25 protein-coding genes are annotated in these 26,156 nt (G+C 67.6%); 21 read left to right on the top strand and 4 right to left on the bottom strand.

Annotated features, from left to right (window positions below):
* Nucleotides 1-83: 83 nt before the first annotated feature.
* The 4 genes from C1876_RS10865 to C1876_RS10880 all read right to left on the bottom strand — a co-directional run bounded on the left by C1876_RS10865 (nt 84) and on the right by C1876_RS10880 (nt 4,101).
* Entirely contained in the window at nt 84-1,523 is a 1,440-nt protein-coding gene (locus C1876_RS10865; RefSeq protein ID WP_158544674.1) for a helix-turn-helix transcriptional regulator, read from the bottom strand.
* 123 nt (nt 1,524-1,646) lie between these two features.
* Nucleotides 1,647-3,272, bottom strand: coding sequence for an FAD-binding protein (locus tag C1876_RS10870; protein WP_158544675.1), 1,626 nt, complete (start codon nt 3,270-3,272; stop codon nt 1,647-1,649).
* Nucleotides 3,273-3,435: 163 nt separating this feature from the next.
* On the bottom strand, nt 3,436-3,804 hold the full coding sequence (locus C1876_RS10875) for a type II toxin-antitoxin system VapC family toxin (protein ID WP_114546756.1): 369 nt from the start codon (nt 3,802-3,804) through the stop codon (nt 3,436-3,438).
* A 12-nt stretch (nt 3,805-3,816) separates the two neighbouring features.
* Nucleotides 3,817-4,101: a type II toxin-antitoxin system RelB/DinJ family antitoxin gene (locus C1876_RS10880; RefSeq protein WP_114546757.1), complete on the bottom strand. Its 285-nt coding sequence runs from the start codon at nt 4,099-4,101 to the stop codon at nt 3,817-3,819.
* A 375-nt stretch (nt 4,102-4,476) separates the two neighbouring features.
* Here C1876_RS10880 and C1876_RS10885 point away from each other — a divergent pair, with 375 nt between their 5' ends.
* From C1876_RS10885 to C1876_RS10985, 21 genes are all read left to right on the top strand, one after another.
* A complete protein-coding gene (locus tag C1876_RS10885) occupies nt 4,477-5,031 on the top strand; it encodes a 4Fe-4S dicluster domain-containing protein (RefSeq protein ID WP_114546758.1) in 555 nt (184 codons plus the stop codon).
* 17 nt (nt 5,032-5,048) lie between these two features.
* Complete coding sequence (gene fdhF / locus C1876_RS10890; RefSeq protein ID WP_114546759.1) at nt 5,049-7,271, top strand: formate dehydrogenase subunit alpha; 2,223 nt, start codon at nt 5,049-5,051, stop codon at nt 7,269-7,271.
* A 65-nt stretch (nt 7,272-7,336) separates the two neighbouring features.
* Nucleotides 7,337-7,927, top strand: a complete 591-nt coding sequence (locus C1876_RS10895; protein WP_114546760.1) for a 4Fe-4S dicluster domain-containing protein — start codon at nt 7,337-7,339, stop codon at nt 7,925-7,927.
* Nucleotides 7,924-9,942 carry a hydrogenase 4 subunit B gene (gene hyfB / locus C1876_RS10900; RefSeq protein ID WP_114546761.1) on the top strand — a complete coding sequence of 673 codons (2,019 nt, stop codon included), beginning with the start codon at nt 7,924-7,926 and terminating at the stop codon, nt 9,940-9,942. Before C1876_RS10895 ends, hyfB begins: the two co-directional genes overlap by 4 nt.
* Nucleotides 9,943-9,952: 10 nt before the next feature.
* Complete coding sequence (locus C1876_RS10905; RefSeq protein WP_114546762.1) at nt 9,953-10,882, top strand: respiratory chain complex I subunit 1 family protein; 930 nt, start codon at nt 9,953-9,955, stop codon at nt 10,880-10,882.
* 20 nt (nt 10,883-10,902) lie between these two features.
* Nucleotides 10,903-12,357, top strand: coding sequence for a hydrogenase 4 subunit D (locus C1876_RS10910; protein WP_114546763.1), 1,455 nt, complete (start codon nt 10,903-10,905; stop codon nt 12,355-12,357).
* 10 nt (nt 12,358-12,367) lie between these two features.
* Nucleotides 12,368-13,021, top strand: a complete 654-nt coding sequence (gene hyfE, locus C1876_RS10915) for a hydrogenase 4 membrane subunit (RefSeq protein ID WP_114546764.1) — start codon at nt 12,368-12,370, stop codon at nt 13,019-13,021.
* 9 nt (nt 13,022-13,030) lie between these two features.
* On the top strand, nt 13,031-14,605 hold the full coding sequence (locus C1876_RS10920) for a hydrogenase 4 subunit F (RefSeq protein WP_114546765.1): 1,575 nt from the start codon (nt 13,031-13,033) through the stop codon (nt 14,603-14,605).
* Nucleotides 14,606-14,614: 9 nt separating this feature from the next.
* Nucleotides 14,615-16,345, top strand: a complete 1,731-nt coding sequence (locus C1876_RS10925; RefSeq protein WP_114546766.1) for a hydrogenase large subunit — start codon at nt 14,615-14,617, stop codon at nt 16,343-16,345.
* A 10-nt stretch (nt 16,346-16,355) separates the two neighbouring features.
* Nucleotides 16,356-16,895: a formate hydrogenlyase complex iron-sulfur subunit gene (locus tag C1876_RS10930; RefSeq protein ID WP_114546767.1), complete on the top strand. Its 540-nt coding sequence runs from the start codon at nt 16,356-16,358 to the stop codon at nt 16,893-16,895.
* Nucleotides 16,892-17,683: an NADH-quinone oxidoreductase subunit B family protein gene (locus C1876_RS10935; RefSeq protein WP_114546768.1), complete on the top strand. Its 792-nt coding sequence runs from the start codon at nt 16,892-16,894 to the stop codon at nt 17,681-17,683. The genes C1876_RS10930 and C1876_RS10935 overlap by 4 nt, the downstream gene beginning before the upstream one ends.
* Nucleotides 17,680-18,183 carry a formate hydrogenlyase maturation HycH family protein gene (locus tag C1876_RS10940; RefSeq protein WP_114546769.1) on the top strand — a complete coding sequence of 168 codons (504 nt, stop codon included), beginning with the start codon at nt 17,680-17,682 and terminating at the stop codon, nt 18,181-18,183. The genes C1876_RS10935 and C1876_RS10940 overlap by 4 nt, the downstream gene beginning before the upstream one ends.
* A complete protein-coding gene (hycI, locus tag C1876_RS10945; RefSeq protein WP_114546770.1) occupies nt 18,180-18,641 on the top strand; it encodes a hydrogenase maturation peptidase HycI in 462 nt (153 codons plus the stop codon). The genes C1876_RS10940 and hycI overlap by 4 nt, the downstream gene beginning before the upstream one ends.
* Before the next feature lie 63 nt (nt 18,642-18,704).
* Nucleotides 18,705-19,538: a formate/nitrite transporter family protein gene (locus C1876_RS10950; RefSeq protein ID WP_319638258.1), complete on the top strand. Its 834-nt coding sequence runs from the start codon at nt 18,705-18,707 to the stop codon at nt 19,536-19,538.
* A gap of 6 nt (nt 19,539-19,544) precedes the next feature.
* Nucleotides 19,545-20,369 (top strand): formate dehydrogenase accessory sulfurtransferase FdhD, encoded by an 825-nt coding sequence (locus C1876_RS10955; RefSeq protein ID WP_148707944.1) that lies wholly within the window; start codon nt 19,545-19,547, stop codon nt 20,367-20,369.
* Nucleotides 20,370-20,393: 24 nt separating this feature from the next.
* On the top strand, nt 20,394-20,978 hold the full coding sequence (locus C1876_RS10960; protein ID WP_211309543.1) for a carbonic anhydrase: 585 nt from the start codon (nt 20,394-20,396) through the stop codon (nt 20,976-20,978).
* A 40-nt stretch (nt 20,979-21,018) separates the two neighbouring features.
* Nucleotides 21,019-22,266, top strand: coding sequence for a chloride channel protein (locus C1876_RS10965; RefSeq protein ID WP_158544676.1), 1,248 nt, complete (start codon nt 21,019-21,021; stop codon nt 22,264-22,266).
* Nucleotides 22,267-22,551: 285 nt separating this feature from the next.
* A complete protein-coding gene (locus C1876_RS10970; protein WP_114546774.1) occupies nt 22,552-23,826 on the top strand; it encodes a double-cubane-cluster-containing anaerobic reductase in 1,275 nt (424 codons plus the stop codon).
* An 11-nt stretch (nt 23,827-23,837) separates the two neighbouring features.
* Nucleotides 23,838-24,134, top strand: a complete 297-nt coding sequence (locus tag C1876_RS10975) for a putative Se/S carrier protein (protein WP_114546775.1) — start codon at nt 23,838-23,840, stop codon at nt 24,132-24,134.
* 208 nt (nt 24,135-24,342) lie between these two features.
* Nucleotides 24,343-24,966 (top strand): sulfurtransferase-like selenium metabolism protein YedF, encoded by a 624-nt coding sequence (gene yedF / locus C1876_RS10980; protein ID WP_114546776.1) that lies wholly within the window; start codon nt 24,343-24,345, stop codon nt 24,964-24,966.
* A gap of 44 nt (nt 24,967-25,010) precedes the next feature.
* Nucleotides 25,011-26,153, top strand: coding sequence for an aminotransferase class V-fold PLP-dependent enzyme (locus C1876_RS10985; protein ID WP_114546777.1), 1,143 nt, complete (start codon nt 25,011-25,013; stop codon nt 26,151-26,153).
* The last annotated feature ends 3 nt before the right edge of the window (nt 26,154-26,156 follow it).

A 26,156-nucleotide genomic window follows, 5' to 3' on the forward strand; every position in this document is an offset into this window, starting at 1 on the left:
CAAGTGCGGGTGCGGGAGCGCGCGAGCCGAACGGCGGCGCGCCCCAAAGTATACCAGGCTCCGCCCCTCCATGGGCGAACGACTCAGGATGAGCGGGCCGGCGGCTCCGTCGGGCGCGGCTGCCCATCGTCGGCGCGGCCCGCGTCTTCGAACAGCAGGGCCAGCTCGCGTTTGCTGTGCACGCCCAGCTTCGCATATATATGTTGGATGTGGGCCTTGAGCGTTCCGTTCGCAATGACGAGCTCGCGCATGATGGCCTGGTTCGTGGTGCCGCGGGACAAGAGGCGCAGGATCTCGCTCTCGCGCGGCGAGAGACGGCTCGTGCGGGCTATCTCGTCGCAGCGCGCGGCCAGAAGCTCGGCGCGGCGGCTTTCCGCGGCGAGGTCGTCGGTCTCGAGGAGGCGGATGCCCCAGTTCGAGGCGAGATCCTTCTCGGAGAGCAGGATGAGGGTGCCCACGAGCACGAGCATGACCACCGCCGCCATGAGCACGAGGTCCTGCGTCTGCGCGGGCACGGGCGAGGCGGCCAGCAGGGATGCCGCGTCGTTGCCCCAGATGCGGAACAGGTACGCCACCTTCTCCACGCCCATGAGCGCGATGATGGCGATGCCCATGCGCTGCGAGAGGTCGTACAGCAACAGCCCGATGAGCAGCCCCATGAGCGTGTTGCCCATGGAGATGAGGTAGCCGGACACGACGCTTCCGAACAGGCTTTCCATGGGAATGAGCAAGAAGCCGCACACCATGAGCAGCAGAGGCGAGCGGTACAGCACGCTCATGGGCAGCTTGCGGGCGAACAGCAGCACCGCCACGAGCCCGCCCGAGACGAGCGCCGTCGCCAGCGACGAGTGGATGCCGGCGCCGCCGACGGCCATAAGCTGCTGTTCGCGCAGGCCGTAGGCGAACGAGTACAGGGCGTACAGCGCGATGGGCTTCCAGGGAAACGTGTAGCGCGGCCACGTGCGGTGCGGGCGGCCCGTTTCGGGCGAGGTGCGGTAGGCGTAGGACACGCAGGCGACGGCCACGGCGGGCAGGACGAACAGCACGAGTTCGAGCCGCGGCTGGTCGAGCCCCTGGGAGAGGTAGGCCAGCGGCACGGCGACGAGCATGGTGGCGGCCTGGTACAGCAGGATGCGCATGAGGCTCAGCGAGACGAGGGCTTCGGCGTTCAGCAACACGATGAGCAGGAAGCCGGCCCCTCCGGCGACGGCCCCGGCAAGGGAAAGGGGGCCGGCGAGCTCGGGCAGCCGTGCAGCCGCCATCATGCAGGCCGACGCGCCCGCGCACAGGACGAACGCCAGCGGCTTCGCCCAGCGGCCCTCCTGCAACGGCGCGATACGCCGTGCCGCCACCGCGATGCCGATGCCCGCGAGCGCATAGGAGTAGTCGAACGCGACATGGGGATCGAACGGCGCGGCCGTGGCGATGGCGGGTTCGGCGAACAGCAGCGTGAGCCAGGCGCGGGCGCAGCCGAGCGCGAACAGGTACGGAATCATCCGATCGAGATGATCGATGCGTTTCATGCGGTATGCCCCTCCTTTTTGCAGCACAGTATAAGCCATCGTCGCGCAGGCGCAGCCGCGACGATGGCTTCCGAGAGCGGCGCCGGAGGGAGGGGTCGGCGCCGAAACGGTACGGGATGGCGGTTAGAGGCCGGCCACGTGGCGGCCGGTTGCGAACCCGGTGGTGATGGCCCGCCCGACGGAGAGGCCCTCGATGTCCATGGGGTAGTTGCCGCTTCCGAAGAACCGTCCGGAGGCGTTGCCTACGGCGAACAGGCCCGCGATGGGCTTCCGGTCGACGTCGAGGCACTGGTAGTTGCCGTCCACTTCGAGGCCGTCCAGCATCGCGTCGATGTTGTTGGCGCCGCGCGGCACGGCGTAGCAGGGCGCCTCGATGGGCACGAGGTACTCGCGGCGCTTGCCGAAGTCGTCGTCGGAGCCCGCGGCAACCAGCTCGTTGTAGCGTTCGATGGAGGCGACGACGGCCTCCACGGTGAGTTCGTGGGACCACGGCTGCTCGTCGGCGTAGTCGATCATGGCCTGGGCGAGCTCTTCGAGCGTGTCGGCCTTGAGCCATTTCTCGGGGTCCACGGTGCGGTAGGCGTTGTTCGTGGAGATGTCGTACGGCGCGAGCGCGTCCCATTCCTCGTAATAGTCCTGCCAGTTCATCGGCACGATGCTGAAGAACTTGGAAGCGGTGTTGTCCTCGAAGCCGGTTTCCGCGAGGTAGTTCTTGCTGAACTCGTTGAGGTAGCCCATGCGGCAGCAGCCCTCGTCCATGAAACGCTCGCCATGGCGGTCGAGGAACAGAAACGGCATCTCGAAGCGCACCGGCGCGCCTTCGCCGTGCACCATCTTCGTGTGGCACGGCGCGGTCATCTGCGCGCCCGCGCCCATGGCGGCGCACAGCCCGCTGCCGTCCCTGAACAGGATGGCCTGATGGAGACCGCGCGTGTCGGGGGCGTAGAAGTCGAGCATCTCGCGGTTGCCCACGTAGTCGCCCGTTGCCATGATGACGCCCTTCGACGCTTTGACCAGGATGTGCTCGTGGGTATCGGCGTTCTCGCCGACGACGCCCGTCACGCGCCCGTCCTCACGGTGGAGCTGCACGCAGGGGGTGTTGAAGAAGAACTCCGCGCCGCGGGCCGCAAGCGCCTCGCCGATGACGACGGCCGCCGCCTGGTGCGCGCCGTCGATATGGAAGTAGGTGTTCGCGTGCAGGAAGAACTCGTAGTCGTTGTAGGAGATGCTGTAGTCGTAGGGCTTCGACTCCACGCCGCCCTGCGCCGCCTCCTGCTCCCACCAGGCGAGCGCTTCCTGGGAGTTGCGCGCCCATACTTCCACGACGTCGCGGTTCGAGCGCCAGTCGCTCTTGTAGTTGATGAACGAGATGCAAGCCTTGAGGCCGGCTTCGCTCGTCTTGTCGAGATCGAGGGCCGCGGCCATGTTGCCGGCGGTCTGCACGGTGCTGAGATTCTGCACGCAGGCCACGCTCGCGCCCGCTTCGAGCGCGGCGTGCACGGCCGACAGGCCCGACTCGCCCGCGCCCACCACCACGACGTCGTACTCCTTGGTTTCGGCGAAGTCGGTGATGGGGTCGGGCTGCACCAAGAACGAGGGCAGGCCCTCGGTGCTCGCGGCTGCGGCGTTCTTGGCGTCGGCGGCCTTCGACGGTGCGCAGCCCGCAAGCGCTTGGGCGCCGAGCGCCCCGACGGCGGTGATGCCGCCGAGCTTGAGCAGGTCGCGACGAGAGACGTTCTTCTTCAACATGGGTTCCCCTTCCAGATGACGAATGCACCGGCATGTCGGCGATGCAGCACGCATCATGGGCGAAGCGGGGGGAGCCGCGCATCGGCCGCGCGGCGGAAATCGGGTTAAATGCTTAACCCACCGTATAACCCACGTCTTCTATCAGGGGCGATGAAGCAGACCTTTACAGCGGGAGCATGCGTTTGAGGACGGATTTGTCGAAGCTGAGCACGCGGTAGCCGCGCAGGACGTTGCGGGCGATGAGCATGCAGTCGGTGAAGTCGAGCGGCGTCGAGCCGAAGTAGCGGCACGCCAGCCGGATGATGTCCTCCTCGTTCACGCAGATGTCGTCGAGCAGCATGGTGAGCGTCTCGCCGATCATCGTGCGGGGCACGTGGTACACGTCGCGCAGCGTGACGGCCACGCGCGCGATGATCTCGGGGTAGGTGTAGGCGCGCCCCGACGCGATGACGGAGGCGGCTTCCTCGGCCTGCTTCTTGTTGTCGTCGAGCACGTAGCGCAGGATGACGGTCTCGTCGATGATGGTGAACATGGGGCATCGCTCCTATATATCGGTGTCGGCGCCGATGCGCAGCGAGGCGATCCAGGCCTCGCGCTCGCGCTCGCGCTTGATGGGACTTGCGAAGATATTGAGGACGCCGAACGCTTTTCCCTGCCCCTTTTTCCGATAGCTGATGGGCGTGAAGGGCATCTGCTGTTCCAATACGCTCTGATTCGCGAATATTCTGATGGCTTGCGACAGGCTCATGCCCATGGAGTCGTACAGCTCTTCGGCCTGTTTTTTCAGCTCGGGATCGATACGGGCCTGCACGACGCTCTCTTTTGCCATATTCTGCACCCCTCGCTTCGTAAAACTTCATAACTTGTATTTCAATTGTAGTACATGAATTCCACAAGTCAATCGAAGCACGCCGGCCGGCAACCAAAAATCACCCGGCATCGATCAGGGCTCAGGCGGGGGAGCACGGCGGGGGCGGTTAAGCGCAAATAATGCATACGAACAGGGGAAAAGTGAATATTCTTGCGCGGTTCGCACCCGGCAAATTCATCCTTGACAGCTCAGAATTCGCTGCTTATGCTCGCGAAGAGTTCTGAATTTGAAGAAAATGTGCAGCGGTCGAAACCGGGGGAAGGGGGATCGCGCCGAAGACCCGTTGCGCGAAGTTCCGTCCAGACGAAGAGCGACGAGACGAGAGAAGAGAACATGGGCAACAAATTCGTCATAGCAGACCCGGGGGTCTGCATCGGTTGCAAGACCTGCATGGCGGCCTGCCTTTCCAAGCACGACGTGTGCGACGACGTGGCGCAGGCGCGCCTCAACCTGGTGACCACCCTGAGCGTTTCGGCGCCCATCGTGTGCCACCACTGCGCGGATGCGCCGTGCGCGGCGGCCTGCCCGACCGGAGCGCTGTTCCTCGACGCCGACCACGATCGCGTGGGCGTGCGCGCCGAGCGGTGCATCGGTTGCAGCAGCTGCGTCATGGCCTGCCCGTACGGGGCGGTGACGCTTGCCACGAAGCACGTGACGTCCACGATAGGCAACCTGGTCATCGGCGAGAGCGACAAGCCGGTGGTCATCAAGTGCGACCTGTGCGTCGATCGCAGCGGCGGCCCCGCCTGCGTGGCCGCGTGCCCCACGAAGGGGCTCGTGCTCGTTGACGAGACCGCGCTCGAAGCGGGCGTCAAGCAGAAGCATATCGAAGCGGCGCAGGCGGCGGAAACGCTTTCGAGCCTGCCGCTCAATCCGATGTTGGCATAGAGGAGGTTGGAACAAGCATGGAGAAGCATATGGCCGTGTGTCCCTACTGCGGAGCGGGCTGCAAGCTCGATCTGCTCGTGGAGGACGGCAAGGTGGTCGGAGCCGAAGGGCTCGACGGCCTCACGAACCAAGGGGAGCTGTGCCTGAAGGGCCTGCACGGCTACGATTTCATCAACGACACGAAGATCCTCACGCCCCGCATCTACCACCCGATGATCCGCCGCACGAAGGACGCGCCGCTCGAGCGCGTGACGTGGGACGAGGCGCTCGACTTCACGGCGCGCAAGCTGACGGAGATCAAGGAGAAGTACGGCCCCGACTCCATCATGCTCACGGGCTCGTCGCGCGGTCCGGGCAACGAGGCGAACTACGTCATGCAGAAGTTCACGCGCGCCTGCATCGGCACGAACAACATCGACAACTGCGCCCGAACTTGACACGGCCCCACGGTCATCGGTCTGATGGACACAGTCGGTTCTGGTTGCATGAGCTGCTCGATCCCCGGTATGGAGGAAGCGGGCTGCATTTTCCTGTTCGGGTACAACCCGAGCGCATCGCACCCCATCGTGTCGCGCCGCATCGTGCGCGCCAAGGAGAAGGGTGCCAAGATCATCGTCGCCGACCCGCGCGTCATCGAAACCGCGCGTATCGCCGATATCTACCTGCCGATCAACAACGGATGCAACGTCGCGTTCCTCAATGCCTTCATGAACGCGATCGTCTCCGAGAATCTGCACGATAAGAACTTCATCGAAGAGCATACGAACGGCTTCGACGAGTGGTGGGAGACCATCAAGGACTACACCCCCGAATCCGTCGAGCACATCACGGGCGTCGACCCCGAGCTGATGCGCCAAGCGGCGCGCATGTACGCCACCGCCGAGCCGTCGTCCATCGTGGGCTGGGGCATGGGCGTGGCGCAGCAGAAGCAGAACGTGCTGACGGTGCACTCCCTGGCCGCGCTCGCCTGCATCACGGGGCAGATCGGCAAGCCGAACTCGGGCCTGGCGCCCGTACGCGGCCAGAACAACGTGCAGGGCAGCTGCGACATGGGCATGCTGCCGAACCTCTATCCGGGCTACCAGAAGGCCACCGACCCCGCCGTGCGCGAAAAATTCGCGAAGGCCTGGGGCGTGCCGATCGAGCGGCTGTCCGACCACGACGGCTACAAGCTCACCGACGTGGGCCACAACGTGGACGAGGGCAAGGTGCACGCGTTCTACAACTTCGGCGAGGACCCGCTGCAAACCGAGCCCGACGCCATCGAGCTCAAGCGCCAGCTGGGCGATCTCGACCTGTTCATCTGCCAGGACATCTTCATGACGCAGACCACCATGCTGGCCGACGTCATCTTCCCCGGCACATCCTGGGGCGAGCACGAGGGCGTGTTCACCGCGTCCGACCGCACGTTCCAGCGCTTCACGGCCGCCGTGCCGCCGAAGGGCGAGTGCAAGCACGACTGGCAGATCTTCTCCGAGCTGTCCACCCGCATGGGCTATCCCATGCACTACGAGGACACCCAGGAGATCTGGGACGAGATGCGCGATCTGTGCCCGTCGTTCTACGGCGCCACGTACGAGAAGATGGAGGGCACGGGGCACGCGCAGTGGCCCATCCCGACCGTCGAGCATCCGGGCTCGCCCGACATGTACCTGGGCGGCAAGTTCACGACGCCCGACAACCGCGCGAACCTCATGGCGCACAATTGGGAGCCGCCCACCGAGCTGCCCGACGAGGAGTACCCGCTCGTCCTGTGCACGGTGCGCGAGGTGGGGCACTACTCCTGCCGTTCGATGACCGGCAACTGCCGCGCCCTGTCGCTTTTGGCCGAAGAGCCCGGCGAGCTGCACATCCATCCCGTCGACGCGCGCAACCGCGGCATCGGCGACGGCGAGCTCGTGCGCGCGTTCTCGCGCCGCGGCGAGGCCATGAGCCGTGCGGTGGTGGACGAGCGCATCAACGAGGGCACGGTGTACATGACGTACCAGTGGTGGATCGGCAAGTGCAACAACCTCACGCTCCATGCGGTGGACCCGCGCTCGCACACCCCCGAGGACAAGTTCAGCGCCTGCCAGGTGGTGGCCATCGAGGATCAGGTGTGGGCCGAGCAGCATCTTCAGGAGCTCTACGAGACGTTGAAGCAGGACCTGTCCGATCTCGCTTCCGCCCAGGACGTCGACCCGGCCGAAGCCGCGCGTCAGCGCGTGCAGGAGGCGGCGGGCGAGCCTGTGCTGGCTTAACGGTCCGAGGCCATGCGGCCCGGGAACGCTGCCGTTCCCGGGCCGACCCAAGATGAGGAGCGGATGTGAATCGATTTATTGCCATCAACCCCGACGCGTGCATCGGCTGCGGCACGTGCCGGGCGGCGTGTAGCGAGGGGCATCGGGGGGTGGGCCTGCAGGCCGAACCCCGGTTGTCCCTCGTCATGACGCGCGACGTGTCGGCCGCGGTCACCTGCCATCACTGCGAGGGAGCGCCTTGCTTGCAGGTGTGCCCCGTGAACGCCATCGACAAGGCGGACGGCGCGGTGCACGTGAACGAGCAGCACTGCATCGGCTGCAAGCTGTGCGCCATCGTGTGCCCGTTCGGAGCCATCCACCCGTCCGGCACGTCCATCGCGGGCGTGGCGGGCGTCAAGGTGAACACGCCTACGTTCGCCGCCAGTTTGGACCCGCTGCTGCAGTGGGAGATCGGCGTGTACACGCGCGCCGTCAAGTGCGATCTGTGCAGCTACGACGAGGCGGGCCCGCACTGCGTGCCCGCGTGCCCCACCAAGGCGCTCACCCTCGTCGAGCCGCGCGACATGGACGACGCCGGCAAGGACAAGCGGCTCCATGCCGCCGGCGCCAACGACGCCATGCAGCCCGAGATCGCAGCGATAAGGAGGACGCGATGAGTGCGGTGAATTTGTTCTTGATCTCTCTCGCGCTGTCGTGCGTCGGAGGCGTGGTGTCGATCGTGCTCAAGCGGGCCGAGAACGCGTCCAAGACGGTGGGCTGCGTGTTCGGCGCCCTCGCGGCGCTGTTCGGCTTCGGCTCGGCGCTTGCGGCCGTGTTCGGTCCTGCCGAGCTGGTCAGCGTGGCAACGCCGTTCTCGTTCGCGTCGTTCACACTGCTGTTCAACCCGCTTGCGGGCCTGCTCGTGGGCGTGATCTCGCTGCTTGCGTTCGCGGCGTGGATCTACGGCCTGACGTACTTGGACGAATACCGGGGCAAAGGCATCGGCGTCATGGGGTTCTTCATGAACTTCTTCGTCGCGTCCATGAACCTGGTCATCTGCTCAGACAACGCGTTCTGGTTTCTCGTGTTCTTCGAGCTGATGTCTTTGACCTCGTATTTCCTCGTCATCATCGAGCAGGATGAGAAGTCCATCCGCGGCGGCTTTTTGTACCTGATCATGGCTCACGTGGGCTTTTTGCTCATCATGATCGCCTTCTTCACCATGGCGGGCATCACGGGCTCCTTCGAGTTCTCGGCGTTCCGCGAGACGGCGTTCGCGCCGGGCGTGGCGTCGCTCGTGTTCCTGCTGGCCTTCATCGGCTTCGGGTGCAAGGCGGGCATGGTGCCGTTCCATTCGTGGCTGCCGCAGGCGCACCCCGCGGCTCCCTCGAACGTGTCGGCGCTCATGTCGGGCGGCATGATCAAGATCGGCGTGTTCGGCATCGTGAAGGTGGGCCTCGACCTGTTGTCGGCCTCCGGCTGCGAGCTGTGGTGGGGCATCGTCGTGCTCGTGTTCGGCGCGGTGTCCTCGGTGCTCGGCGTGGTGTACGCGCTTGCGGAGCACGACATCAAGCGCCTTCTGGCCTACCACTCGGTGGAGAACATCGGCATCATCCTGCTGGGCGTGGGCGCCGGCTTCATCGGCGTGGCGCTCAACCAGCCGGTGCTGGCCGTGGTGGGCCTCATGGCGGGCTTCTACCACCTGCTCAACCACGCAGTGTTCAAGGGCCTGCTGTTCCTCGGCGCCGGCTCGGTGCTGTACAGCACGGGCACGCGCAACATGGAGAAGCTGGGCGGCCTCGTGCGTGCCATGCCCGTGACGGCCATGTGCTTCCTCATCGGCTCGCTGGCCATCTCGGCCATACCGCCGCTCAACGGCTTCGTGTCCGAGTGGTTCACCTACCAGTCGCTGTTCAACGCGGCCTTCGCCGGCGATTCCATCGTCAAGATATTCGCGGCGCTCGGCGCGGTGGCCCTCGCGCTCACGGGCGCGCTGGCCGTCACCTGTTTCGTGAAGGCCTACGGCGTGACGTTCCTGTCGGCCCCGCGCTCGAAGGCGGCCGCCGAGGCGCGCGAGGTGGGCGCTCCCATGAAGGCGGGCATGGTGCTGCTGGCGGCGCTCTGCGTGCTTCTGGGCGTCGGCGCGCCGTGGGTGGCCCCGGCCATGGAGCACATCGCCTCGGCGACGCTCGCGGCCCCGACCGCGACGGTGGCCCTCGGCGCATCGCTCGTGAACCCGGAGCTGGGCTCGCTCGTGTCCCCGCCGCTGCTGGCGGTGCTGCTCGTCGCGTTCGTCGCGGTGCCCATCGTGCTGCGCGCCGTGCTGGGCCGTGGCGGCCAGGGCGTGCGCCAGGACCCGTGGGCCTGCGGCTACGCGCCCGACGCGCACATGCCCGTGGTGGCCACGAGCTTCGCCTCGCAGGTTGAGCTGTTCCTCGAGCCGCTCTACCGCATCCGCACGATCGTCTCGCGTCAGAGCGGGAAGTTCGTCGCGTTGTTCCAGGGAACGGTGAAGGGCGCCGAAGCGGCCGAGACCGTGGGCGACAAGTACCTCGTCGACACGGTTGCCACGCTCGTCGCCTGGCTGTCCCGTCAGGTGCAGAAGCTCGAAGGGGGCGACTTCCGCGTGTACATCGTCTACATCGTGGTGGCGCTCGTCTTCTTCCTCTGCCTGTCCGTTCTGGTGAAGTAGGAGGTGCGCCATGACTGAAATCATCATCGCAATCGTGCAGTCCCTCCTGCTCGTGCTGCTCGCGCCGCTCGTGTCGGGCACGGCCCGCTGGATGCGCGCCAAGATGCACACGCGGCGCGGCCCCTCAGTGCTGCAGGACTACTACGATATCTTCAAGCTGCTCAAGCGCCAGGATCTGCACACGGCGAACTCGAGCTTCGTGTCGCGTCTCATGCCGCCGCTGTTCTTCGGCACCATGCTCGTGCTGGCCTGCGGCATGCCCATGATCACGCGGCTGTGCCCCGTGCCGCTGCTGGGCGACATCATCACCATCATCTACCTCATGGCCCTGCCGCGCTTCTTCTTCGCGCTGGCGGCCGTGGACAGCTCGAACGCCTACTCGGGCGTCGGCGGCATCCGCGAGCTGCTCGTGGGCGTGCTCGTGGAGCCGTCGCTCATGCTGGCGCTGTTCGTGGCAGCGCTTGCCACGGGCACGACGAACGTGGGCCAGATGGGCTTCATGATCGGCTCGCTGTCGGCGAGCGCGCCGGTGGCCGTCGTGGTGGCCGGCGTGGCGTTCGCCATCGCCTGCTACGTGGAGCTGGGCAAGCTGCCCTACGACATGGCCGAGGCCGAGCAGGAGATCCAGGAAGGCCCGCTGGCCGAGTACTCGGGCCCGTCGCTCGCGCTCGTCAAAATGTCCATGTCCATGAAGCAGATCCTCGTGGTCAGCTGGTTCGTCGCGGTGTTCCTGCCCTTCGGCAGCGCCGTCGAGCTCACGCTGCCGGCGTTGGCCGTGGGCGCGCTCGTCTACCTCGTGAAGGTGGCCGTCATCTTCTTCGCCTGCTCGCTCGTGGAGAACCTCGTGGCGCGCGTGCGCTACAAGCTCATGGGCAAGCAGACGTGGACGGTCGTGGGCGTGTCGGTGCTGGCCTTCGTGTTCTGCGTCTTGGGCGTATAGGGGAGAGGAGGAACTGAATCATGATAGGAATGGATATGTCCCTTCTCGCCATCGCCGCCATCGTCGTGCCGTTCGTGGCCGCGCTCGCCATCGTGGTGAGCCCGCAACGCGCTGCCAAATGGTGGTGCGTCGGCGCGGCCGCCGTCTCGACGGCGCTCACGCTGGCCGTATGGGGGATGTTCGCGGGATGCGGCGAGGAATCCGTCACGGTGACGCTCGCCGTTTTGGGCGACGCCGAGGTGATCGGCCTCGTGTTCGACAAGGTGAGCGTGCTGCTGGCTCCCTGCTTCGTGGGTATCGGCCTCTTGATAGGCATCTACTCGATCGGCTACATGAACAAGGGCAACCGCGAGCACGCCGACGCCCCGCGCCGGAGGTTCTACGCGTTCTTCACCGTGTTCATCGGCGCCATGGCCGGCGTCGTGTTCAGCTCCACCGTGGTGGGCCAGCTCGTGTTCTTCGAGATCACGGGCGCCTGCTCGTGGGCGCTCATCGGCTACTACGACACGCCTTCGGCGCGCAAGTCGGCCATGAAGGCGCTCATCCTCACGCACATCGCCTCGCTCGGCCTCTACATCGCCGCCGGCGCGCTGTACCTGCAAACCGGCACGTTCGCCGTGGCGGCCATCGCGCAGCTCGACGGCTGGTGGAAGGCGTTCGTGCTGCTGTGCGTGCTGTTCGCGGCCTGGGGCAAGTCGGCCCAGCTGCCGCTGTACATGTGGCTGCCCTCCGCCATGGAGGCTCCCACGCCCGTATCGGCCTACCTGCACGGCGCCTCCATGGTGAAGGTGGGCGTGGCGGTGTTCGCCCGCGAGCTCATCGGTGCGGGCCCGGTGCCCGAGGTGGTGGGCTGGGTCGTGGTGATCGGCGCCATCCTCACCATGCTGTTCAGCTTCTTCATGTACCTGCCGCAGAAGGATATGAAGCGCCTGCTGGCCTTCTCCACCATCTCGCAGCTGTCGTACATCTTCTTGGGCTTCGGCTTCTACATCTTCGGCAGCGACCTGGCCTTCGAGGGCGGCGTCATGCACATCTTCAACCATGCGTTCGCCAAGACCCTGTTCTTCCTCGTGGCCGGCGCGTTCAGCTACACGCTGGGCACGCGCATGCTGCCCAAGATCAAGGGCGTGCTCAAGAAGCAGCCGCTGCTGGGCGTGGCCTTCGCCTTCGCCGCGCTCGCCATCGCGGGCGTGCCGCCCATGAACGGCTTCTTCAGCAAGTTCGCCATCTTCTCCGGCAGCTTCGCGGTGGCCGAGGGCAACTGGCTGCTCATGCTCATCGTGGTGGTGGCGCTGCTGGAAACCGTGGGCTGCTTCGCCTGGTTCCTCAAGTGGATGGGCAGCGTGCTGCCCGGCGAGCCGTCGCCGACGGTGGCCGACGCGGCCCCCATCCCGAAGCCCATGATCGGCGTGTTCGTCGTACTGATGGTCCTGACGGTGTGCTCGAGCTTCATCGCCGCCGCATGGTTGGGGTGAGGAGATCGACATGACTGGATATACCTTAGTTAACATCCTGGGCGGCCTGCTCATCGTCACCTCGATGCTGGTGGTGCTGTCGAAGACGCCGACGCGCGCAGCGTACGTGTACGCGGTGCAGTCGCTCGTGCTGGTCACGCTGTTCGTGGCGCTCGGCACCGTGACGGGGTCGTCGGAGCTGTACACCTGGGCCGGCACGGCCTTCGTCACGAAGGTGCTCGTGGTGCCCGGCATCATCCTGTACGCGTGCAAGAAGATGGGCGACGCGGGCGCGGGATTGTCGCCGAAGCTCACGCCGGTGAAGAGCATCGCCATCATCGCCGTGGAAGTGTTCCTGTGCTTCGTCGTGGTGCAGGGCGTGGCGCTGCCGACGGCTGTCGAGGTGAAGCCGGCGCTGGCCATCTCGCTCGCGCACTTCTTCATCGGCCTCACGTGCATCGTGACGCAGCGCAACATCGTCAAGCAGATCTTCGGCTACTGCCTCATGGAGAACGGCTCGCACGTCACGCTGGCGCTGCTGGCGCCCGAGGCTCCCGAGCTCGTGGAAGTGGGCATCGCCACCGACGCGTTCTTCGCGGTCATCATCATGGCCGTGGTGGCCGTGCGCATCTACCGCACGGCGCACACGCTCGACGCCGACGACCTCATGGAATTGAAAGGGTAGGGGGAGACCATGGACTACGCAATGCTGGTCGTCGTGCTCATGGCGCTGCCGCTCGTCGCGTCGCTGCTCATGGCAGCGCTGCCGTCGAAGAGCGTGCCGCGCGGATTGTACGAGGCCATCCATCTCGCATCGCTTGCGGGCGTGCTCGTGCTCTCACTCTTCCTCACCGCGCAGGTGGTGACGTCGGGCGAGGCCGTGAACGCCATCGGCCTGTGGTTCCACCTCGATGCGCTCGGCAGCGTGTTCGTGGCGCTCATCGGCTGCATCGGCTTTCTCACCGGGTTCTACTCGCTGGCCTACATCCGCCACGACGTGGAGATCGGCCACATGAGCCCCTCGCAGGTCAAGCAGTACTACGTGTTCTTCAGTTTGTTCGTGTTCACCATGCTCGTGGTGGCGCTGTCCAACAACATCATCATGATGTGGGTGGGCATCGAGGCCACCACGCTGTCCACCGTGTTCCTCGTGGGCGCGTACTCCACGAAGCTCTCGCTCGAGGCCGCGTGGAAGTACGTCATCGTGTGCACGGCGGGCGTGGCGTTCGGCCTGTACGGCACCGTGCTCGTGTACGCGAACGCCGCCGACGTGATGGCCGATGCGCACCAGGCCGTGTTCTGGACGTCGCTTCTGCCCTACGCGTCGCAGTTCGACGTCGTGCTCATGCAGATCGCGTTCGTGTTCGCCGCCATCGGCTTCGGCACGAAGGCCGGCCTGTTCCCCATGCACACGTGGCTGCCCGACGCGCACTCCGAGGCGCCGAGTCCCGTGTCCGGCCTGCTGTCGGGCGTGCTGCTGAAGTGCGCCATGCTCATCATCATCCGGTTCTACATCCTGGCCGTGCAGGCCATCGGCCCCGCCTTCCCGCAGCTGCTCATGCTCGTGCTGGGCATCCTGTCGGTGGGCGTGGCGGCGTTCGCCGTGTTCTCGCAGGACGACCTCAAGCGCAAGCTGGCCTACAGCTCGTGCGAGAACGTGGGCGTCGTGGCGCTGTGCCTGGGCTTCGGCGGCCCGCTCGGCGTGGCGGCCGCGCTGCTGCACTGCATCATGCACGGCTTCACGAAGGCGTTTCTGTTCTGCCTGTCGGGCAACGTGCTCATGAAGTACGGCACCCGCGATCTGAACAAGATCAGCGGCATCCTCAAGGTCGCCCCCGTCACGGGCGTGCTTCTGGCCATCGGCCTGTTCGCGCTCGCGTGCTTCCCGCCGTTCGCCATGTTCATCTCCGAGGTCATGGCGTTCGTGGCCGGCATCGTGTCGGGCAACATCGTGATCGTGGTGGTGTTCGCGCTGGCGCTGACGGTGGTCATCGCCGCGCTCGTGGGCGTGGTGACGCGCTCGGTGATGGGAACCGCGCCCGAGGGCATGAAGAAGGGCGACGTGGGCGCGCTCGCGCTCGTTCCCGAGTTCGTGCTCGTGGCCGTGGTGGTATGGTTCGGCGTGGCGCTGCCGCAGCCGGTGCTGGCGGGCGTCGAAGAGGCCACGGCCATCGTGCTGCAGCAGGATTCCGACGTGCTGCACGAGGCGCCGCTGTTCAAGGATCTGTTCGCCGCGACCGAGGGCGCGCGTGACGCCGCATCCGAATAGGAGATTGTCATGAAGAGGAAACAACAAGCGATGCGGGCGGGCGAGAGCCATGTGGAAGCGGTGCGCGAGCGCTTTCCCGGCGTGCTCAAGGATGCCGCGTGGCAAGCCGAGGAGCAGGTGACCATCACGGTTGCCACCGACGCCCTGCCCGACGTCGTCGAGTTCTTGTACTTCGGCCGAGGCGGGTGGCTGCCCATGATGGTGGGCAACGACGAGCGGCCGCTCAACGGCATGTTCGCGCTGTACTACGTGCTGTCCATGGAAGAGGAGGACCCCTGCTTCTGCGTCGTGCGCGCCGAGGTGTCGCCCGAGACGTGCGAGTTCCCCAGCGTCACGCCGCGCGTGCCGGCCTGCGTGTGGAGCGAGCGCGAGGTGCGCGACATGTTCGGCCTGCGCCCCGTGGGGCTGCCCGACGAACGCCGGCTCGTGCTGCCGGACGACTGGCCCGACAACCTGTACCCGTTGCGCAAGGATTCCATGGACTACCGCAAGCGCCCCGCGCCGGTGTCCGACATGGAGAACTACACGTTCCTGTCCGAGACGGACGGGCGCGAGACCACCGAGATGCCCATGGGCCCCTTGCACATCACCTCCGACGAGCCGGGCCACTTCCGCCTGTTCGTGGAGGGCGAGGAGATCGTGGACGCCGACTACCGCCTGTTCTACGTGCATCGCGGCATGGAGAAGGTGGCCGAGGCGCGCCTCGACTACGACGCCGTGACGTTTCTGGCCGACCGCATCTGCGGCATCTGCGGGTGCGCGCACTCGGTGGCCTACGCAGAGGCCGTGGAGAGCGCGCAGGGCATCGTCGTGCCCGAGCGCGCGCAGTTCATCCGCGCCATCGTGCTCGAGGTGGAGCGTTTGCACTCGCACCTGCTCAACCTCGGCCTCGTGTGCCACTTCTGCGGCTTCGACACGGGTTTCCAGCACTTCTTCCGCGTGCGCGAGAAGTCCATGGACCTCGCCGAGCTGCTCACCGGCCACCGCAAGACCTACGGCCTCAACCTCATCGGCGGCGTGCGCCGCGACATCCTGGCCGAGCAGCATCTGGAAACCGTGCGCCTCGTGGGCGAGCTGCGCGCCGAGGTGCAGGGCCTCGTGGAGGAGCTTTTGAGCACGCCGAACTTCCTGGCGCGCACCGAGGGCGTGGGCATCCTCGACAAGCGGGTGGCCCGCGCGTTCAGCCCCGTGGGGCCGTGCGTGCGCGGCAGCGGCTTCGCGCGCGACGCCCGCTTCGACCACCCCTTCGACGGCTACAAGAGCTTGCAGGGCACGTTCAAGGCGCGCAGCCACGACGGCTGCGACGTGAAGAGCCGCACGCTCGTGCGCATCGAGGAGTTCCTCGACTCGCTCGACATGATCGAGGCGCTCATGACGAACGCGCCGGCCGGCCCCATCCTCACCGAGGATTGGACGTACACGCCGCACAAGTTCGGCATCGGCGTGACGGAGGCGCCGCGCGGCGAGGACGTGCACTGGGCCATGACGGGCGACAACCAGAAATGCTACCGTTGGCGCGCGAAGGCCGCCACGTACAGCAACTGGCCCGTGCTGCGCTACATGTTCCGCGGCAACACCATCTCCGACGCCGCGCTCATCGTGGGCAGCATCGACCCGTGCTACTCGTGCACCGACCGCGTGACCGTGGTGGACGTGCGCAAGAAGACGAGCACGGTGCTCACGAAGAACCAGCTGGAATCGTACTGCCGTCGCCGCACGCATTCTCCGCTGAAGGATTAAGGGGGACGTGATGCTGAAGACCCTGAAGAACATCATCAAAACCGGCGACGCGACCGTCAAGTACCCCTTCGCGCCGCTCGAGACCACGCCCGACATGCGCGGCAAGCCCGAGCACGACCTGGAGCGCTGCATCGCGTGCGCGGCCTGCGCCGTGGCGTGCCCGCCGAACGCCATCCAGATGGAGTCGGACACGCGGGAGGGCACCATCACCTGGTCCATCGATTACGGCCGCTGCATCTTCTGCGGCCGGTGCGAGGAGGTGTGCCCGCTCGAGGCCATCCGCCTGGGCTCGGAGTTCGAGCTGGCGGTCATGACGAAGGCCGACCTCGTGGAGACGTGCACCTACCAGCTGCAGGCGTGCTCGGAGTGCGGACGGTACTTCGCGCCGCGCAAGGAAGTGGACTACGCCGTGCGGCTGCTGGGCAGCTTGGAGGCGTCGCCCGAGGGCGACGACGCGGTGCGCCTGGCGGGCGTGTGCCCCGCGTGCAAGCGCCGCGCGGACGGCATCGCGGCGAAGCGCGCGGTGGACGCGCAGGGAGGACGAAAATGACGAACACGCATCTGGTGCCGGAGAGCCTGCAGCACCGATTGGACAAGAAGGAGCTCGACGACAAGATTGCCGCCGCGAAGGCGGCGCTGCTGGGCGATATCAAGCGCTCGGTGTACATCTACCGCGTGGACTGCGGCGGCTGCAACGCCTGCGAGATCGAGATATTCGCCTCCATCACGCCGGTGTTCGACGCCGAGCGCTTCGGCATCAAGAACATGGCGAGCCCCCGGCACGCCGACATCCTCGTGTACACGGGCGCCGTGACGCGCGCCATGCGCATGCCGGCCCTGCGCGCCTACGAGGCCGCGCCCGACCCGAAGCTCGTCGTGAGCTACGGCGCGTGCGGCTGCACGGGCGGCATCTTCCACGACAACTACTGCGTGTGGGGCGGCACCGACAAGCTGTTCCCCGTGGACGTGTACATCCCGGGCTGCCCGCCGTCGCCGGCGCAGACCATCTACGGCTTCGCCGTGGCGCTCGGCTTGCTGGGGCAGAAGCTCCACGCCACGGCGCTCGTGGAGGGGGAGGGCGAGCAGGCGCCGCTCCTGCACGCCGACATCCCCTACAAGCTGCGGGCCGAGCTCGAGCGCGAGGCGCGCCGCATGGCGGGCTACCGCTACGGGCGCGACCTCGTGGACCGCTTCATGGTCGCGCTCGCGCCCGAGGGCGGCGACGTGCTGGGATCGCTCGACGCGCTCGTGGCCGGGGAGGCCGACCCGCGCAAGGCGGAGATCTACGCCGACCTCAAGGACGTCGTGTGCGCGAAGGTGCTGGGGGTGCGCCCATGAGCGCGGAGGGCGCCTTCTCCGACCTGTTCGCCGACGCTCCGAGCTCGGTGCGCGTCGACGGCGGCACGGTGGAGGTGCGCAAGCTGACGCGCAAGTTCGTGGACAGCGCCGCCTCCATCCCCGACGAGTCCACCGACGTGCTGTACTACACGCTGGCCGTGGGGCACCACACGGGCGTCATCGACTGCTTCGAGCGGGCGCTCAGCATGCCGGCGGACGTGTACGGGAAGATCGTGGCGCTCATGGACGACGAGGAGGCCCGCTTCAAGCTGGCCGGCGTGCTGCGCTTCGGCGAGATACAGATCGACAAGTCGCACGTGGGGCTGCTGCTTCCGGCGGCCCGTGCGGCGCTGTCGAACCTCGACGTGTTCGACGCCCCGGGCAAGACGGCCATGGCGTTGCAACCGCACGAGGTGGAGCCGTTCGTGGAGCTGGTGGACCTGCTGCTGGACGTGCGCGACGAGCCTTCGGTGTACCTCATGGTGAGGAGGGTGGCATGAGCGGCGTGGTGCTGACCGCCGGCAGCGTGCTGCGCGGCGACGACGCGGCGGGCCCGATGCTGGCGAAGCTGCTGGAGGAGCAGCCCGTCGAGGGCTGGTGCGTGGTGGACGGCGGGCAGACGCCCGAGGACGATCTCGCGGTGGTGCGCCGCGCCGCGCCCGACCGCATCCTGTTCGTGGACGCCGCGCAGATGGAGCTGAAGCCCGGCGAAATACGGCGTTTGCGTGCAGAAGATGTGGCGACGCAGTTTTTAATCACGACGCATTCGCTTCCCATCACATTTCTGCTTGGCGAGCTCGACCGTATCTGCGACAATGTGACGTTTCTTGGCATTCAATTGCGCTCAACCGAATTCTTCGATCCGCTGTCGCCCGAGGTGCGCGCCGCCCTCGACGACGTGATGGGCTGCTTGCGGAACGGGGGCGATTTCACGCGCTATGCGGCCATGGGGGACTGACGGCCGGGTGCGTGCTTCCCGGTCGAGATCGGACAACAACATACGGTGAGGAAGGGATTCATTATGGCAATGACACAAGAAGAGCTGTGCGCGCTCAAGCCCGATGCGCTGTCGCCGGCCGAGACCGAGGCGAAGGCCGAGGGCGTCGGCTGCACGAAGGCGGGCATGTCGAGCGGCAAGTGCTTCGTTTCGGCCATCCTGGCCGGCGCGTTCATCGCGTTCGGCGCGACGTTCTTCTGCCTGTTCCTGGGCGATACCACCATGCCGTTCGGCGTGCAGCGCCTCGTGGGCGGCATCTGCTTCTGCCTGGGCCTCGCGCTCGTGCTGTGCTGCGGCGCGGAGCTGTTCACGGGCAACGCCCTCATGCTGTGCGCGAAGGCGTCGGGCAAGATCTGCTGGGCGAAGCTGTTCAAGAACTGGGGCGTCGTGTGGGTGGGCAACCTCGTGGGTTCGCTCATCGCCGTGGCGCTCGTGTTCTTCGCGAACACCCAGGGCATGAACGGCGGCGCCGTGGGACAGGCGTTCGTCAGCGTGGCGGCGGGCAAGGTGGCGCTCGACATCGTGCCCATGTTCTTCAAGGCCATCCTCTGCAACATCTTCGTGTGCCTGGCCGTGTGGATCGGCTTCTCCGCCCGTACGGTGACGGACAAGATCATCGGCATCCTGCTTCCCATCTCGGCCTTCGTCGCCATCGGCTTCGAGCACAGCGTTGCGAACATGTTCTTCTTGCCCATGGGCCTGCTGATGAACACGCTGGGCGTGGGCACGGCCGGTGCGGTGAGCCTGGGCGGCGTGGCGTTCAACCTCGTGGTGGTCACGTTGGGCAACATCGTGGGCGGCGGCCTGGTGGGACTTGCGTACTGGTTCATCTACCACAAGAAGCCCGAGTCGAAGTAGCGTGCCGTGGAAGCGTGTTTGACGGCGTTGTGCGACGAGGTTGAAGAGGTGGGCGCGGCCTCGATGCGCGAGGTGGAGGCGCTGCTCGTCACCGAGGCCGGCTGCGCGCGGCGCACCGAGGTGGTGGCCGTGGAGATGCGGGCCGACGTGGCCGTGGACGGCGTCGCCTGGACGTCGGCGGCGCTGTCGCCGGGCGACTGGGAGGACTACGCTTTCGGCGCGGCGTTCGCGGGCGGGCTCATCGCGCGGGCCGACGAGGTCGCGGGCGTGGACGTGCGGGTGACCGACGATGCGGCGGCGCTCGACGTGCGGCTGCGGGTGCCGCGCGCCGAGCTGCCCCGCGCGGCGGGGGCCGTGCTGCCGGGCTGCGGCTTGGCCGGCGGGGTCGCGGAGGCGTGCGGTGCGCGTCCGCGGCCCGCACGCGCGCCGCTCGCGCCCGAGGCCGTGTGGCGCATGAGCCGCGCGCTGCTGCCCGCGCAGGGCATGCATCGGGCCACCGGCGCCACCCATGCCGCCGTGTTCGCCGACCGGACGGGCGCCCCCGTGCTCATGCGCGAGGACGTGGGGCGGCACAACGCGGTGGACAAGCTCGTGGGCGCCATGCTGCGCGCCGACGTGGACCCGGCGGACGGGTTCGCCTACCTGTCGAGCCGCTGCGCCCTCGAGCTCGTGGCGAAGCTGGCGCGGGCGGGCGTGCGCATCGTGGCGACGGTGTCGGCGCCGACGTCGGCCGTGCTCGACTTCGCCGAGCGGGAGGGCGTCGCCCTGTGCGCCTTCGCCCGCGACGGCCGCTTCACCGTGTACGCGCACCCCGAGCTCATCGCGCTGTGAGCGCGCTGGGATAAGGAGGAGATCGTGGATCGTGACGTACGAGGGAACGATGCCCGCGAGGCGCTCGAGCGCCTGATGGAGGGCAACCGCCGCTATCGCGACGCCGTGCGCAACGACGCGGACATCTCGCTGCCCCTGCGCGCGGAGACGTGCGCGCAGGGGCAGCGCCCGTACGCCATCGTGCTGGCCTGCTCGGATTCCCGCGTGGTTCCCGAGCATGTCTTCATGGCGGGCATCGGCGAGCTGTTCTGCGTGCGCGTCGCCGGCAACGTGGTGGGCGACGAGCAGCTGGCGAGCGTCGTCTACGCGGCGTCCCATCTGGGCGCGCGCCTCGTGATGGTGCTGGGGCACACGCACTGCGGCGCCGTGGGCGCGGCTATCGCAGGCGATGCCGTGGGCAGCGTGGGCGCGCTCGCGTCGCGCATCGCCGACGCCATCGGCGACGAACGTGACGACCTTGCCGCGTGCGTGCTCAACGTGCGCGCGTCGGTCGATCGTCTGCGCGGCGACGGGGAGATCGCCGCCCTTGCCGAGGCCGCAGGCCTCGAGGTGGTGGGCGGCGTGTACCGTTTGGAAGACGGTGCCGTGGAGGTTCTGGAGCCGCGGTAGCGCGATGGCCGCATGTGCGGGCGAAGGGGGTGTCGGGAGCGTGGCTGCGGGTTCGAAAACGTCGAGCGTCCTGCGCTGGGCCTGTGCCGCCGCGGCTATCGGCGCGGTTGCGGGGGCGTGCACCGTCGCGCTCGGCTGGGCCGTGGACGGCGCGGTGGCCGCGTTCTCCGCGCACGGGCAGCTCGTGTGGCTGCTGCCCGTGGCGGGGCTTGCCACCTACGGGCTGTACCGCGCGCTGCGGCTCGACTTCTCGCTGGGCACCTCCGACGTCATCGAGGCGGCGCGCTCCTCGCGCCCCGTGCCGCGCGCGCTGGCGCCGGCCATCTTCCTGGGCACGTGCTGCACGCTTTTGTGCGGCGGCTCGGTGGGCAAGGAGGCCGCGGCGCTGCAGCTGGGCGGCAGCGTGTCGTCGTGGCTCGGGCCGCTCGTGGGCCTGCGCGACGAGGAGTTCCAGGAGACGTTCGTCATGTGCGGCATGGCGGCGGCGCTCAGCGCCGTGCTGCTGGCCCCGCTTGCGGCGGCCGTGTTCGTCGTTGAGGTCATGCACCGCCGCATCTCGCATCCCGCGCGCCTCGCGGCCCCGGCGCTCTCGTCGCTCACGGCGTTCGCCGTGGCGCGGCTGGCGGGCGCGCATCTCGTGTCGCCGGCGGCGGCCGCGCTCGACGTGGCCGGCGTGTCGCCGCTTGCCGTGGCGGCGCTCGGCGTGGCGGCGGCCGTCGTGGCCGGCGCGTTCATCGTGGCGCTGCGCGTCGTGCGCCGCGCCGTGTCCCGGCTCGAGTCGGTGCTGCTCGCGATCGTGGTGGGCGGCTCGGCGGTGTCCATGCTGCTGGGCTTCACCGATCTTTCTCCCTACGGCGGCACGGGCGCGCTGCAGATCGACGCGGCGCTGGCGGGGGAGGCCCTGCCGCCTGCGGCGTTCCTCGCGAAGGCCGCGCTCACCCTGCTCGTGCTGGCGGCGGGCTTCAAGGGCGGCGAGATCATGCCCGTGCTGTGCATCGGCGCGTGCCTGGGCTCGACGTTCGCCGTCTCGGCGGGCCTCGACGGCGCGAGCACGGCGGCGCTCGGCATGGTGGCCCTGTTCGCGGCCTGCTCGAACTGCCCGCTGTGCTCGCTCGTGCTGGGCGCCGAGCTGTTCGGGGTCTCCGCGCTTCCGGCCTGCGCCCTCGTGGCGCTCGTGGCCTTCGCATGCTCGTACCGCTGCAGCCTCTACCAGTCGGCCGTCATCGCCTGGACGCCCGCCGGCATGCTGCGCGCGCTGCTGCGCCGTCCTTCGACGGTGCAGCGATGAGAGGAGGTGATGCGGAACGGATGGTTCGCATGAACCGTCCGCGCGGCCGTTGCCGCGATAAATCGTGCGAATCGTCGAATTGACGATTCCGCGTCGCACCGATGTGCGGTATCATGATGGGGTTGCTTCGCATTGGCATGCTTTCTTGCGCACGTGCCATTTCTGCATACGGGGCGGCGTTTCTCCCTTGCGCATCTCCTGGCGTCGGCGACGCCGCATTTACTATTTCTGCACCCCAATTGAATAATGCTTGCTTACTATCGACTGGTATCGAAGGGGGCTTTCATGGCCGATTATCAAGCTATGTGGAAAGACTTGGGCATGGATCTCGAGACGCACGATCAGCTGTGCGCCGTGCTGCCGATGGCGTTCGGCGACACCTATCTCACGCAGGAGAACCGTCCCGAGGGCATGGCGTTCTACGACTTCGTGGTGTCCGAGATTCACGGCGTGCGCCCGGCCGAGCTCATCGAGCTGCAAAAACAGGGCGGCAAGGTGTTCGGCACGTTCTGCGTGTTCGTGCCCGACGAGGTGGTGGTGGCCTGCGGCGGCGCGGTCACGGGGCTCTGCGGCGGCTCGCAGTTCTGGGTGCCCGAGGGCGAGAAGGTGCTGCCCAGCGGCATGTGCCCGCTCATCAAGGCGTCGCTCGGCGCGCACTTCGGCAAGACCTGCCCGTACTTTAGCGTGGCCGATATGTACGTGGGAGAGACGACGTGCGACGGCAAGAAGAAGGCCTACGAGATCCTCGGGGCCGACAAAGAGACGTACGTCATGGACATTCCCCAGATGAAGCGCCCGAAAGACTTCGTTGCGTGGAAAGACGAGATCGCGCTGTTCGCGGAGAAGGTGGAAGAGGTCACGGGGAACACGCTGACCGAGGAGAGCCTGGCCGAGGCCATCCGCCTCATCAACGAGAAGCGCCGCGCGCTCGCGCGCGTGTTCGAGGCGCGCAAGGCCGATCCGGTGCCCATCAGCGGCAAGGATGCCCTGCTCATGATGCAGATCGCGTTCTTCGACGACCCGAAGCGCTGCGCCGAGATGGCCAACAAGCTGGCCGACGAGCTGGAGGAGCGCATCGAGCGCGGCGAGGGCGTGGTGCCGGCCGGCACGAAGCGCATCCTCATCACGGGCACGCCGCTGGCCATTCCCAACTGGAAGCTGCACCATCTCATCGAGACGAGCGGCGCCGTGGTGGTGTGCGAGGAGATGTGCACGGGCACGCGCTACTTCGAGAACGAGGTGGCCGAGGACGCCGCGTCGCTCGACGGCATGTTCCAGGCGCTGTCCGACCGCTACATGCAAAACAACTGCGCGTGCTTCACGCCGAACCCGGGCCGCATCGAGGACGTGGTGCGCATGGCGAAGGAGTACCGGGCCGACGGCGTGATCGACGCGAACCTCAAGTTCTGCACGCTCTACGACGTGGAGAAGACCTCGCTCGCCGACGCGCTTGCCGAGGAGGGCATCCCGTGCCTCGGCCTCGAGACGGACTACGCCGACAACGATGCCGAGCAGCTGCGCACGCGCATCGGCGCGTTCATCGAGATGCTGGACGCGTAGGGCCGTCCGCCATGCAACAGGATGCCGCCGAAAACGTGGAGGGGGCGAACGCGCCCGAGGATTGCTATATCCTGTTCTCGAGCCACACCGACGGCTGGCGTCTGTACGAAGCGGCGCGCGATGCCGGGGTGAAGGCGCGTATCTCGCCGACGCCCCGCGCCGCGCGCGCCTCGTGCGGGGTGTCGCTTTTGGCCTCGTGCGACGACGAGGCCGCATTGCTGCGCCTCGCCGAGGAGGCGGGCGTGCCCCTCGAGGGCGTCGCGCGCCTGCCGCGGCAGCTGAACGCGCGCCGCGACACGTTTTGCTGAGTTGCCCCGACGCCGGGGCTGGAACGACGACGATGCCACCCGTGTCATCCTGAGCGGAGCGCGCAGCGTTGCCACCCTGCTGTCATCCTGAGCGGAGCGCGCAGCGTTGCCACCCTGCTGTCATCCTGAGCGGAGCGCGCAGCGCGGAGTCGAAGGATCTACCTGCTGAATGTGCAGTGAAACGACGAAGAAGGAAGAAGGGATTGCGATGGAGCAGATCGACGCACGGGGGCAGGCGTGCCCGCTGCCCGTGGTGCGCGCCAAGAAGGCGCTGACGGCTATGGGCGAGGGAACGCTCGAGGTGCTCGTGGACAACGAGACCGCGGTGCACAACCTCGAGGCGCTCGCGAAGACGCTCAAGCTCTCGGCGACGAGCGACGAGCGCGGCGAGGCGGAGTTCGCGGTGACGTTCGCGAAGGGCGCGGCGGTTGCGGCCGGCGCCGAGGCTGACGGCGCGGAAGCCGCGGAGGCCTGCCCGGCGACGGCGGCCCCTGCGGGCAGCGACGTCGTGGTCATCGCGTCGGAGTTCATGGGCTCGGGCGACGACGAGCTGGGCGCGGTGCTCATGAAGGGCTTCGTGTTCGCGCTCACGCAGCTCGACGAGCTGCCGGCCACGGTGCTCTTGTACAACGGCGGCGTGAAGCTGGCCTGCGCGGGCTCGGCGTCGCTCGACGATTTGAAGGCGCTCGCCGAGGCGGGCGTGGAAATCATGAGCTGCGGCACCTGCCTCAACCACTACGGCCTGGCCGATCAGCTGGGCGTGGGCGAGGTCACGAACATGTACGTGATCGTGGAGAAGCAGGCGAACGCGCGCGGCATCATCCGCCCGTAGCGGATGCGACGACGGAAACGATCGAGACAGCAAGGGCTGAACGCATGATCTACTTCGACAACGCGGCCACCACCGCGCGCAAGCCGCCGGCGGTGGCCGAGACGGTGGCGCGGGCCTTGGGCGAGTTCGGCGGCGTGGGCCGCGGCGTGCACGAGGCGTCCCTCGACGCGGGCTACGCCGTGTTCCAGGCACGCCAGCGGCTCGCGCGCCTGCTCGGCGCAGGCGACCCCTCCCGGGTGGCCTTCATGAGCAACGCCACCGAGGCGCTCAACACGGCCGTGCGCGGGCTCGTGCGGCCGGGCGACCGCCTGGTGACCACGGCGGCCTCGCACAACTCGGTGCTGCGGCCGCTGTACCGCGCGGTGGACGAAGACGGCTGCACGCTCGAGGTGGTGGCGCACGGTGCGGACGGTGCGCTCGACTACGACGCCCTCGACGCGGCGCTGCGCCCGGGCACGCGCCTGGCGGTGGTGACGCACGCGTCCAACCTCACGGGGGACGTGTACGACATCGGCCGCATCGCGCGGCTCGCCCGGGAGCGCGGCGTGCTGCTGCTGGTGGACGCGGCGCAGACGGCCGGCGTCGTGCCCATCGACATGGAGGCCGACGGGCTGGACCTCGTGGCGTTCACCGGGCACAAGAGCCTGTACGGGCCGCAGGGTACGGGCGGGCTCGCGGTGGCCGAAGGCGTGGACGTGGAGCCGCTCAAGGTGGGCGGCTCGGGCGTGCACAGCTACGACCGGCGCCATCCCGCGCGCATGCCCGAGCGCCTCGAGGCGGGCACGCTCAACGCCCACGGCATCGCCGGGTTGGGCGCGGGGCTCGCCTACCTCGAGGAGCGCGGCGTGGAAGCGATCGGCGACGAGGTGCGCGGGCTTGCGGAGCGCTTCGAGCGCGGCGTGCGCGCCATCGAGGGCGTGCGCGTGCTGGGCGGGGGCGGCGATGCGGGCCGTTGCGGCATCGTGGCGCTCAACCTGGGCGACGTGGACTCGGCCGCGGTGGGCGACGCGCTCAACGCGGAGTTCGGCATCTGCACGCGCGCCGGCGCGCACTGCGCCCCGCTCATGCACGAGGCCCTCGGCACCGAGCAGCAGGGCGCCGTGCGGTTCAGCTTCAGCAGCTTCAACACCCGCGACGAAGTGGACGCCGGCATCGCCGCCGTGGCGGCCCTGGCCGAGGAGGGCTGAGCC

Source organism: Eggerthella sinensis (assembly GCF_003339815.1).
GTDB lineage: Bacteria > Actinomycetota > Coriobacteriia > Coriobacteriales > Eggerthellaceae > Eggerthella > Eggerthella sinensis.

Coding starts and splice junctions, on each gene's coding strand:
- C1876_RS10865 (WP_158544674.1), bottom strand. CDS start 1,523: ATGAAACGCATCGATCATCTCGATCGGATGATTCCGTACCTGTTCGCG.
- C1876_RS10870 (WP_158544675.1), bottom strand. CDS start 3,272: ATGTTGAAGAAGAACGTCTCTCGTCGCGACCTGCTCAAGCTCGGCGGC.
- C1876_RS10875 (WP_114546756.1), bottom strand. CDS start 3,804: ATGTTCACCATCATCGACGAGACCGTCATCCTGCGCTACGTGCTCGAC.
- C1876_RS10880 (WP_114546757.1), bottom strand. CDS start 4,101: ATGGCAAAAGAGAGCGTCGTGCAGGCCCGTATCGATCCCGAGCTGAAA.
- C1876_RS10885 (WP_114546758.1), top strand. CDS start 4,477: ATGGGCAACAAATTCGTCATAGCAGACCCGGGGGTCTGCATCGGTTGC.
- hyfB (WP_114546761.1), top strand. CDS start 7,924: ATGAGTGCGGTGAATTTGTTCTTGATCTCTCTCGCGCTGTCGTGCGTC.
- C1876_RS10905 (WP_114546762.1), top strand. CDS start 9,953: ATGACTGAAATCATCATCGCAATCGTGCAGTCCCTCCTGCTCGTGCTG.
- C1876_RS10910 (WP_114546763.1), top strand. CDS start 10,903: ATGATAGGAATGGATATGTCCCTTCTCGCCATCGCCGCCATCGTCGTG.
- hyfE (WP_114546764.1), top strand. CDS start 12,368: ATGACTGGATATACCTTAGTTAACATCCTGGGCGGCCTGCTCATCGTC.
- C1876_RS10920 (WP_114546765.1), top strand. CDS start 13,031: ATGGACTACGCAATGCTGGTCGTCGTGCTCATGGCGCTGCCGCTCGTC.
- C1876_RS10925 (WP_114546766.1), top strand. CDS start 14,615: ATGAAGAGGAAACAACAAGCGATGCGGGCGGGCGAGAGCCATGTGGAA.
- C1876_RS10930 (WP_114546767.1), top strand. CDS start 16,356: ATGCTGAAGACCCTGAAGAACATCATCAAAACCGGCGACGCGACCGTC.
- C1876_RS10935 (WP_114546768.1), top strand. CDS start 16,892: ATGACGAACACGCATCTGGTGCCGGAGAGCCTGCAGCACCGATTGGAC.
- C1876_RS10940 (WP_114546769.1), top strand. CDS start 17,680: ATGAGCGCGGAGGGCGCCTTCTCCGACCTGTTCGCCGACGCTCCGAGC.
- hycI (WP_114546770.1), top strand. CDS start 18,180: ATGAGCGGCGTGGTGCTGACCGCCGGCAGCGTGCTGCGCGGCGACGAC.
- C1876_RS10950 (WP_319638258.1), top strand. CDS start 18,705: ATGGCAATGACACAAGAAGAGCTGTGCGCGCTCAAGCCCGATGCGCTG.
- C1876_RS10970 (WP_114546774.1), top strand. CDS start 22,552: ATGGCCGATTATCAAGCTATGTGGAAAGACTTGGGCATGGATCTCGAG.
- C1876_RS10975 (WP_114546775.1), top strand. CDS start 23,838: ATGCAACAGGATGCCGCCGAAAACGTGGAGGGGGCGAACGCGCCCGAG.
- yedF (WP_114546776.1), top strand. CDS start 24,343: ATGGAGCAGATCGACGCACGGGGGCAGGCGTGCCCGCTGCCCGTGGTG.
- C1876_RS10985 (WP_114546777.1), top strand. CDS start 25,011: ATGATCTACTTCGACAACGCGGCCACCACCGCGCGCAAGCCGCCGGCG.